Origin of the sequence: Colwellia sp. D2M02 (genome assembly GCF_018860755.1) — a bacterium.
Taxonomy (GTDB): domain Bacteria; phylum Pseudomonadota; class Gammaproteobacteria; order Enterobacterales; family Alteromonadaceae; genus Colwellia; species Colwellia asteriadis.
Window position 1 is genome coordinate 1 of the sequence record NZ_JAHKPW010000022.1, and the last position, 8,110, is coordinate 8,110.

Below are 8,110 nucleotides of genomic sequence, written 5' to 3' on the forward strand. Positions count from 1 at the left end.
ATTAACTATGCCACTTCAATTCCGATTATAAGCTAGAAGCTTCCACTTCCATCATTCCAAACAACAACTGCAGGGTGTTTCAAATCATCGCCACCTACAACTAAGTCAAGAAAACCATCACCATTTAAATCTGTTAATTTTGTTGAAACAATATATGGTGACCCAGTATCGATTTCGATAGAAGTGCTTCGTCTCGAAAAATTGGCATTACCATCATTTAATAAAATTTGGATAGGTGCTTGACCATCCACATCACTTCCAGTTATGTCTGAAAGTATAATATCAATATCGCCATCCCCATCTATATCGCCAAAATCATGAGAGTGTGTAAATCCCAGATAATTAAATGGTTGTTGTTTACTTTCATCAAGCAGCAATTTTCCCGTACCATCGCCAAGTAACAACTGATTTCTTTCACCTGAAAAAGCTCCACTATCATAACCATGGCTAGAAATTAATATATCCATATATGTGTCACCATTAAAATCTGCAGCACTTATTTCACGCACATGAGTTAAACCTAGCGAGCCAACGATTACATTATTACTTGCATCTATAAAACTATTCGCTCCTTCGTTGATTAATACAGAATAAGGAATTATCTCATCTACAAATTGAGAATCGTATTTAGGTCCACCATAGAAAATATCATTAAGACCATCAAAGTTTATATCAAGTACAGCAGGGCTATAAATAAAGGTACTGTTATCTAGACCTTTAAAGTTGGGTATAGCTCCATTTCCTAAGCTAAAAGATAACGAGCCTGTTTCTACCAAGTTATTAACCAATAGCTTCCAATTCAAGTTACGCTCTATAGGGTCATTAAAATTATCAATCATATGTACCATTAAATCGATGTCTCCGTCATTATCTGCATCAATAGGTACAAATGATCCAATATCATTAAAACCACCTAGGTTGATAAACTCAAATTCACCATCAAGCTTTTGGAGCATAGGTTTTACTTCTTCAAAATGAGATTGGTCGTGATGAGAAACAATATCGAGCTTGCCATCATTATTTAGGTCAACTAAATATATTTTTTCAACCCAGCTGTAGCCTTTGAAGTTAACATTTCTAAAATATGAACTTGTTTGATCTTCAAATGTATCATTACCACTATTAATTAAGGCTTGGAAATAAACATCTCCAGCATAATCACTTCCGATTCTTACCAATACCAAGTCATTCACTCCATCTTGATTTAAATCTAGGGATGCGATATCTGTGATTAATTCTCGTCCTTCCACGGTAGGTAATTTAATTGATAATAAATTTGTATCAACTTCGGGTGGGGTATTAGAAGAATCAGATGGATTGTTAGAGCTATCAGAGCCTCCGCCACAGCCTGTCAATACAAGTAAAGAAATGATAAAGCTTAATAATATTTTCGACATTAATATTCTCCGAATTATGATAAATAGCCTAACGCTTTGCTAAGAGGCTAAAATGGTTGGCTGTTTTTTTTGCGTTACTTTGCAAAAAACGAGCAAACTGTTTTAGTCCTTTTAAGCACCTTGTTATGCGACTGGTAGCAATAACCACAAGCCACACAACGTATATAAGATTTCGTGGCAGCAAAAGCAGAAGTAAAAAACACCTCAGTGCAACCCACAAAACCGTGAATTTTGAGCCACTCAATTACAGTGACTTTTACCAACAAACTACGTTGGCGAAAAACTGTTTAACCAAAAGCTGAAACAGCGTTATTACGCGTAAGTTACCAAGTTAAAGAAAAGGCAACAACGACAAAACTATTGGTAAAGCGCCAAACTTAGCAAATAAATTTAATCGAATTCACATCTGACGCATAACGCCGCAATAAGCGGACTAAAATTGTTGGTTATAATGTGTAGCGAAGCGAAACTTAACCAACTGTTTTAATTCCGTTTAATTGACCTTGTTAGGTTACATTTTCAGCGAAACCTTTACTGCATCTAGTATGTTTTTAGGTATATCAACTACTTGATTTTCCTGCTTCAAGGAGTCTAAAACCATACTTTCATTATAGTACGTAACTACCTCTGGGATTATTCCAACTGCTACTAATGCAAGTCCGTTTTCCGGAGCGCTATGTTCGAATGTAACCTTAAACCAGACGTAATACATGGCCTTACTTTCATCAGCTCGATCTTTATCTAGGATACTAACTTCAATATCAGATGAAGACTCAAACTTAGTTTGAAGTGCTTGTAAAATTTCACCCTCAAGATTTACATTAACATGTGGGCTGGGGAAATATGACTCCATGCTAATTTCATTTTTACTTGGTTTGGACATACAACTCTCTGAATTTAATTGACGATTACAATTTTGGGTATTGCTACATCCAAATACCCAGAAACAATATATTAGTAAGAGAGGAATGGATTTAATCATTTAACCCTCCGTTTTAGAGCGATTAGATCATAATAGGCAACACTGTAACCTAACGCCCCATTAAGGGAAAATTTATTGTTGGCTAAAATGTTGAACGAAGTGAAAACAGCCAACTTTATTTTGAGTAAACCATTCTGCGTTGTTTGAGTTTTCAAAGATGCGCAGTTGCTTAAGGTGAACACCATAACGAGTAAATATTGCCAAAAATTCACGTAATTCTTCGTCAGGAATATCATTAGATGAAACAGTAACCTCAAGCTCAGTTCCGAAGCCTTGAACCTTTACAACGCTTTCGATTGAATTGAGCCAATTAAAAAATGAAGCTTCATCACCTTGTGAATAATATAAAACACTGTCACAGATTAATTTTAACACCGAGCCTTCCTTTGCATATAACGTCCATTTAAGGGGCTGATAATAGTTTGCTAAAATTGTGTAGCGTAGCGAAACCGAGCAAACTGTTAGCAGTCCCGCTTGAAATGCTTGTTAGCATTCAAAGGCGCTTTCTTTCGATGGTACCTATTATTTCATCTGAATCGAATTCAAGACTAAAAAGGACATACCAAATTAAATACAAATACCTTAAATGTCCTAATTCAGCAGAACCATCTTCATCGGATTCATCATAGATCCTTGTTAATTTCTCGACCTCAGAAGCAAAAGCAGGTTTGATCGAATCTATAAAATCAAAATCTTTAATTGACATAGTTTCTCTAACATTATTTATTCTTTCTAGGTTAGCAAACCATGTCTTAAGTGAATTTATTTCTTCTGAGTAATTAGAAGCCCGTTGATTAATTTTTGGAATGCTATTTATTACGCCTAATTTGTCAGCACTAGCCAATAATGATTTTTTTCTTTTATTCGATTTACTTTTCCATTCAGAAAGAACTTTAAGATGAAGTTCCCAAGCGATAGCTTCCCCTACTAATTTTTTGAGTTTACTTGGGATATTATCAAAAGTTTCACTAAATTTAATTGCTATCGCTATAACTTTATCTGCATTACCATCAGTAATAATCGGTAATCGAGTCTTAAAGTAAACATCTTCAAAAAATGAATACGTTTTTTCCATTCCCCAGGTCAATGCAGTGTCTGATAAATACTCATTCCATACCGAAAGTATGTCTGCACCATCATCATTTTCAAAAGGACCAACTTCCCAACTACTCATAACTCTTCCTTGAATGCTAACGTTTTGCTAAGAGGCTAAAATGGTTGGCTGGCTTTTTTGCGTTACTTTGCAAAAAACGAGCAAACTGTTTTAGTCCTTTTAGGCACCTTGTTATGCGACTGGTAGCAATAACCACAAACCGCACAACCTATATAAGATTTCGTGGCAGCAAAAGCCGAAGTAAAAAACACCTCAGTGCAACCCACAAAACCGTGAATTTTGAGCCACTGAATTACAGTGACTTTTATAACCGCCCTATTTTGGCGAAAAACTATTTAACCAAAAGCTGAAACAGTGTTATTACGCGCAAGTTACCAAGATAAAGAAAAGGCAACAACGACAAAACTATTGGTAAAGCGCCAAACTTAGCAAATAAATTTAATAGAATTCGCACCTGACGCATAACGCCTCGTTAAGAGGCAAAAAATTGTTGGCTAAAATTAGCGACGAAGGAGCAAAAGCCAACTGTTTTTTGTCCTTTTAAACGACTTGTTAGTTGCCTATGCACAATGTCAGTGCTAACATTTGTGTGTACAGAATAAATTTAAGGTAACATATTATGGACACTCGCATACAATTTAGAGTTGACGAAGAAACTAAACGCTTAGCGCAGTTAATGGCTGAAAGCCAAGGCCGCACATTAAGCGATGCATGTAGAGAGCTTACCGTAGGCTTGGCTGAAGAACAACGAAAAACAATGACTCATGATTTGTGGTTAACAGAACAAATAAATGCTGCATTTGATAAATTTGATAGTGGTACAGCAAATTTTATTGAACACAATGAAGCTAAAAAACAGATGGAAGCTAGAAAGAATAAAATCCGTAACAGAGATAAAATATGATTTTTTGGGAAGAAGAATCACTAAATGACCGTGAAAAAATATTTGAATTCTTATTTGATTTTAACCCTAGCGCTGCAGAAAAGACCGACCAAATAATTGAATCTAAAGTTGAAAATTTACTAGAGCATCCATTAATGGGTGTTCAAAGAGATATTTTTCGAGGGCGAATATTAATAATTCCCGAAGTATCAATGATCGTTTCTTATTGGGTTGATGGTGAAACCATTCGTATTATGCGAGTTTTACACCAGAAGCAGAAATTTCCACAAGATTAGAAAGGCAACTAACGTTTTGCTAAGAGGCTAAAATGGTTGGCTGGCTTTTTTGCGTTACTTTGCAAAAAACGAGCAAACTGTTTTAGTCCTTTTAAGCACCTTGTTATACGAATTTACCACTTACCATTTTTACATGCATTAATTAACTGCTTAACCGTAATCGGCACTTTATTTGAAGCAATATGCTCATCACGGTATTTAACTTTACGAAATAAGTACATTAAACCTTTAAAACAAGGCTCAGACCTAAAGTGCTTATTAAAATCAAAGCTAGTTAAATCAAGTTGAAATTTACTGCGACATTGTTCAAATATTTCCCAAGCATCATCACCGTCAATTTTTAGATCACCCAGTAAAGTGGAGTTATCCATTATGCTTTCGAAAGAAATACCAGCTTCGTTTGAAACTATTAACTTGATTTCATCATCCATAATCGAGATTCGTATAACGCCTCGTTAAGAGGCAATAAAATGGTTGGCTAAAATTAGCGACGAAGGAGCAAAAGCCAACTGTTTTTTGTCCTGCTTTAACGACTTGTTAGCCGTTTTTCATTAAAGCTAGTTTTGAACCAAAAGCAATAAAAACAACTCCAGTAATTGAGTTTAACCACACTTTAAACTTTTCTCCATTTGTAACGCCTTTAACTTTTGAAAGCATTATAATCATCATTGAAAACCATAAAAAATTAACAATTGCATGAGCAGTAACTAGGGTATATGCACTAAGTGCTGTTTCACTTGCTGGCATAAATTGTGGAAATGCAGCTAAATAAAACATTGATACTTTAGGGTTTAATACGTTGGTTAGAAATCCTTCAAAAAATGCTACGCGCATTGAGGTATTTTTACTGGGGCTTTGATGTGTATTTCCAGTAGAGTTTTCAGTTTGCTTGAAAGCACTAATAATCGCTTTAAGACCAATCCAAATTAAGTAAGCCGCACCTAACATTTTAAAGATAAAAAATGCTTGAGCAGATTGAACCAATAGTAAAGAAATACCAAAAATTGATAGCGTGCCATGTACATAAAATGCCGCTACGAATCCCCATATATTAGCAAAACCAGCTTTCTTACCTGAAACAGGGACAGTTTTTGCTATAAGGAACCCGTTAGGTCCAGGTGAAACAACAAGTAATGTGGCTACTGCTATAAAAGTTAAAATATTACTTATATCCATATACATCTCCTATTTTAAAACGATGAACCTATAAAGACGGCTAACGCCACAATAAGCGGCTAAGTAATGGTTGGCTAAAATGTGAAGCGAAGCGGAACCGAGCCAACTGTTACGTGTCCGTTTGATTGCCTTGTTAGTTGCTGCGCGTTAAATCACATAACTTACAATAAGTTACCACGTTTACGGATTAGACGGAAGAATCAAAAAACTCCCACCGCAACTTTGCCGCCACACGTGAACTTTGAGCCGTTTACGCATTTTGCCAATTGTTTTTACCTTGCAAAACTAAGGCGAAAACTGTGTAACCAAAAGCACAAAACGACTTTATAAAACTGAAAATTGAACAACAAAGAAAGGAAACAAACACCAATCCTTTGATGTGAAATACCGCACGTTTAATAAATAAATTTACTCGAACAAGTTGCGGCAACTAACGCCCCATTAAGGGGAAATTTATTGTTGGCTAAAATGTTGAACGGAGTGAAAACAGCCAACTGTAAATTTTCCCTCTTGAATGGCTTGTTATAAGGCTTTACACGTCGTAGTAGCCTGCTGATAATACACCAGAGTTTACTACTCCAATTCCAATACTGGTAACTACACCATTTTTACTCCACGATAAATCGTAGCGTTGGGCATTCTTAATAATTTCTAAATTAAGAACCGTTAAAGATAAACCATTACAATCAAAATATTCAATTTCATATTTACCTTCAAACGTTGCACTTTGACTTCCAGTCGCCGAACCAGTTCCATTGCCATAATCGGAATGAATCCAGACAGCTTTTAATTCACCAACTTTATTGCCTTTAGAGTACTGAACTGATCCTATATTCGACATTTGAAACTCCAAATATGCATTGCCTTATAACGCCCTGTTAACAGGCAAAAAATAGTTGGTTAAAATTAGCGACGAAGGAGCAAAACCAACTGTTTTTTGTCCTTGTTTAACTGCTTGTTAGGCGAAATTACAATTTTTTAGCTGACAACCATTTTTCGCTTTTATTGATAGTTGCATACCAAGTATCAAATTTATTACGATAGCCCTGCCAAGGTTCAGCTAATTCAGCTCTAGGATCTTTGCTTAGTGAATATGCCATGCCCTCCATGAACCAATCTGGAGTTGAAAACCACACTTTCGTCAAACCAAGCCTTTCATGCTGCAAATGATGTATTAGCTCATGAACCAAATACTCATTTTCCCAAGCTCTAGGGCTCAGAACTATACCAAATGTAGCTAAAGTGGCCGCTTTCTGTTTATATAAACCAAAATAGTTAAAACACTCTTCTGTTGAGCAAAATACAACTCTTGGCTTATTTTGGATATTATCTATGTCATTTTCAAGCTGCTTCATAGCTTTGGAATATAGCTGTTTTACTTTAGCTAATTGTGTTTCATCCTCTACACAGATTAATTGAGTTAGGCACTTCACACCTGAGAATTCAGGCGCAATGACTCTAATGGGCTTAAAACTAGCCCAACACGTAATAGGGATGACAATTATAAGAAATAATAATATGTACAACTTTTTCATCGAAACTCCTTTTCGCCTAACGCCGCATTAAGCGGACAAAAATTGTGGGTTAAAATGTGTAGCGAAGCGAAACGTAACCCACTGTTTTTGTTCCGTTTAAATGCCTTGTTATATTTACGCGTACCGATCATTCAGGAATTTCAACTTACTCTCTTTTACCAAATCGAAGAGATCTTTGGCAAGCTCAAAATCTTGAAAATATATGTGCGATGTAAAATCAAACCCAACACTATAGATAACTTTTATTTCAGGAATCAAGAATTCAAATAGGCAGTCCGATAACCTTTCAACAGCGCTTTCATTATCGACTACCTCTTTAAAAACCCCTTTCTTTTTAGCTTGCATGTAAACTGTAAAATTATTTAAGGCTTGAGCATGAAAGTGATCAAAGTAGCTTTGCCACTCGGCCTCTTGTTCAGTAGTTGCATCATTTAATGCATTTGGTGTATTCGTTTCAAATAACCACTTATCCCAAATTGAAATGCAACGACTACTTAATAATGGTGATTCATCCCAATCCTCGTCTGTTACCATTGGCAAAGCATTTATTATACTTTGCTTTTTTTTCAGACTTGTTCTTCTATAAGTGGACAAATTATCACCTCAATGAAGTAAATATAACGTTTTGCTAAGAGGCTAAAATAGTTGGCTTGATTTTTTGCGGTACTTTGCAAAAAACGAGCAAACTGTTTTAGTCCTTTTAAGCACCTTGTATGGATAATACACC

General features: G+C 35.6%; 11 protein-coding genes. 2 read left to right on the forward strand and 9 right to left on the reverse strand.

The features are described from left to right. Nucleotides 1–32 precede the first annotated feature (32 nt). From KO495_RS02905 to KO495_RS02920, 4 genes are all read right to left on the reverse strand, one after another. Entirely contained in the window at nt 33–1,397 is a 1,365-nt protein-coding gene (locus KO495_RS02905; protein ID WP_215978898.1) for a VCBS repeat-containing protein, read from the reverse strand. Nucleotides 1,398–1,908: 511 nt separating this feature from the next. Next, nucleotides 1,909–2,280 carry a hypothetical protein gene (locus KO495_RS02910; protein WP_215978899.1) on the reverse strand — a complete coding sequence of 124 codons (372 nt, stop codon included), beginning with the start codon at nt 2,278–2,280 and terminating at the stop codon, nt 1,909–1,911. A 171-nt stretch (nt 2,281–2,451) separates the two neighbouring features. Continuing rightward, entirely contained in the window at nt 2,452–2,754 is a 303-nt protein-coding gene (locus KO495_RS02915) for a hypothetical protein (RefSeq protein WP_215978900.1), read from the reverse strand. 118 nt (nt 2,755–2,872) lie between these two features. Beyond that, a complete protein-coding gene (locus KO495_RS02920; RefSeq protein ID WP_215978901.1) occupies nt 2,873–3,553 on the reverse strand; it encodes a hypothetical protein in 681 nt (226 codons plus the stop codon). A 559-nt stretch (nt 3,554–4,112) separates the two neighbouring features. Between KO495_RS02920 and KO495_RS02925 the strand changes: the two genes are divergently transcribed. Continuing rightward, the gene (locus KO495_RS02925; RefSeq protein WP_215978902.1) at nt 4,113–4,397 is read left to right on the forward strand and encodes a damage-inducible protein J; all 285 of its coding nucleotides are present in this window, start codon (nt 4,113–4,115) and stop codon (nt 4,395–4,397) included. Then, on the forward strand, nt 4,394–4,672 hold the full coding sequence (locus KO495_RS02930) for a type II toxin-antitoxin system RelE/ParE family toxin (RefSeq protein WP_215978903.1): 279 nt from the start codon (nt 4,394–4,396) through the stop codon (nt 4,670–4,672). The genes KO495_RS02925 and KO495_RS02930 overlap by 4 nt, the downstream gene beginning before the upstream one ends. Before the next feature lie 113 nt (nt 4,673–4,785). Here the strand turns inward: KO495_RS02930 and KO495_RS02935 are convergent, their stop codons facing one another. From KO495_RS02935 to KO495_RS02955, 5 genes are all read right to left on the reverse strand, one after another. Further along, a complete protein-coding gene (locus KO495_RS02935) occupies nt 4,786–5,103 on the reverse strand; it encodes a DUF1493 family protein (protein WP_215978904.1) in 318 nt (105 codons plus the stop codon). 106 nt (nt 5,104–5,209) lie between these two features. Beyond that, nucleotides 5,210–5,848: a LysE family translocator gene (locus tag KO495_RS02940; protein WP_215978905.1), complete on the reverse strand. Its 639-nt coding sequence runs from the start codon at nt 5,846–5,848 to the stop codon at nt 5,210–5,212. Between the two features lie 532 nt (nt 5,849–6,380). After that, nucleotides 6,381–6,689: a hypothetical protein gene (locus tag KO495_RS02945; protein WP_215978906.1), complete on the reverse strand. Its 309-nt coding sequence runs from the start codon at nt 6,687–6,689 to the stop codon at nt 6,381–6,383. Between the two features lie 127 nt (nt 6,690–6,816). Beyond that, the gene (locus KO495_RS02950; RefSeq protein WP_215978907.1) at nt 6,817–7,383 is read right to left on the reverse strand and encodes a hypothetical protein; all 567 of its coding nucleotides are present in this window, start codon (nt 7,381–7,383) and stop codon (nt 6,817–6,819) included. Between the two features lie 114 nt (nt 7,384–7,497). Continuing rightward, nucleotides 7,498–7,977: a hypothetical protein gene (locus tag KO495_RS02955; protein ID WP_215978908.1), complete on the reverse strand. Its 480-nt coding sequence runs from the start codon at nt 7,975–7,977 to the stop codon at nt 7,498–7,500. Nucleotides 7,978–8,110: the final 133 nt, after the last annotated feature.

Bases quoted from the DNA above. Each gene is read 5' to 3' on its own strand.
- KO495_RS02905 (WP_215978898.1), bottom strand. From the start codon at position 1,397: ATGTCGAAAATATTATTAAGCTTTATCATTTCTTTACTTGTATTGACA.
- KO495_RS02910 (WP_215978899.1), bottom strand. From the start codon at position 2,280: ATGTCCAAACCAAGTAAAAATGAAATTAGCATGGAGTCATATTTCCCC.
- KO495_RS02920 (WP_215978901.1), bottom strand. From the start codon at position 3,553: ATGAGTAGTTGGGAAGTTGGTCCTTTTGAAAATGATGATGGTGCAGAC.
- KO495_RS02925 (WP_215978902.1), top strand. From the start codon at position 4,113: ATGGACACTCGCATACAATTTAGAGTTGACGAAGAAACTAAACGCTTA.
- KO495_RS02930 (WP_215978903.1), top strand. From the start codon at position 4,394: ATGATTTTTTGGGAAGAAGAATCACTAAATGACCGTGAAAAAATATTT.
- KO495_RS02935 (WP_215978904.1), bottom strand. From the start codon at position 5,103: ATGGATGATGAAATCAAGTTAATAGTTTCAAACGAAGCTGGTATTTCT.
- KO495_RS02940 (WP_215978905.1), bottom strand. From the start codon at position 5,848: ATGGATATAAGTAATATTTTAACTTTTATAGCAGTAGCCACATTACTT.
- KO495_RS02945 (WP_215978906.1), bottom strand. From the start codon at position 6,689: ATGTCGAATATAGGATCAGTTCAGTACTCTAAAGGCAATAAAGTTGGT.
- KO495_RS02950 (WP_215978907.1), bottom strand. From the start codon at position 7,383: ATGAAAAAGTTGTACATATTATTATTTCTTATAATTGTCATCCCTATT.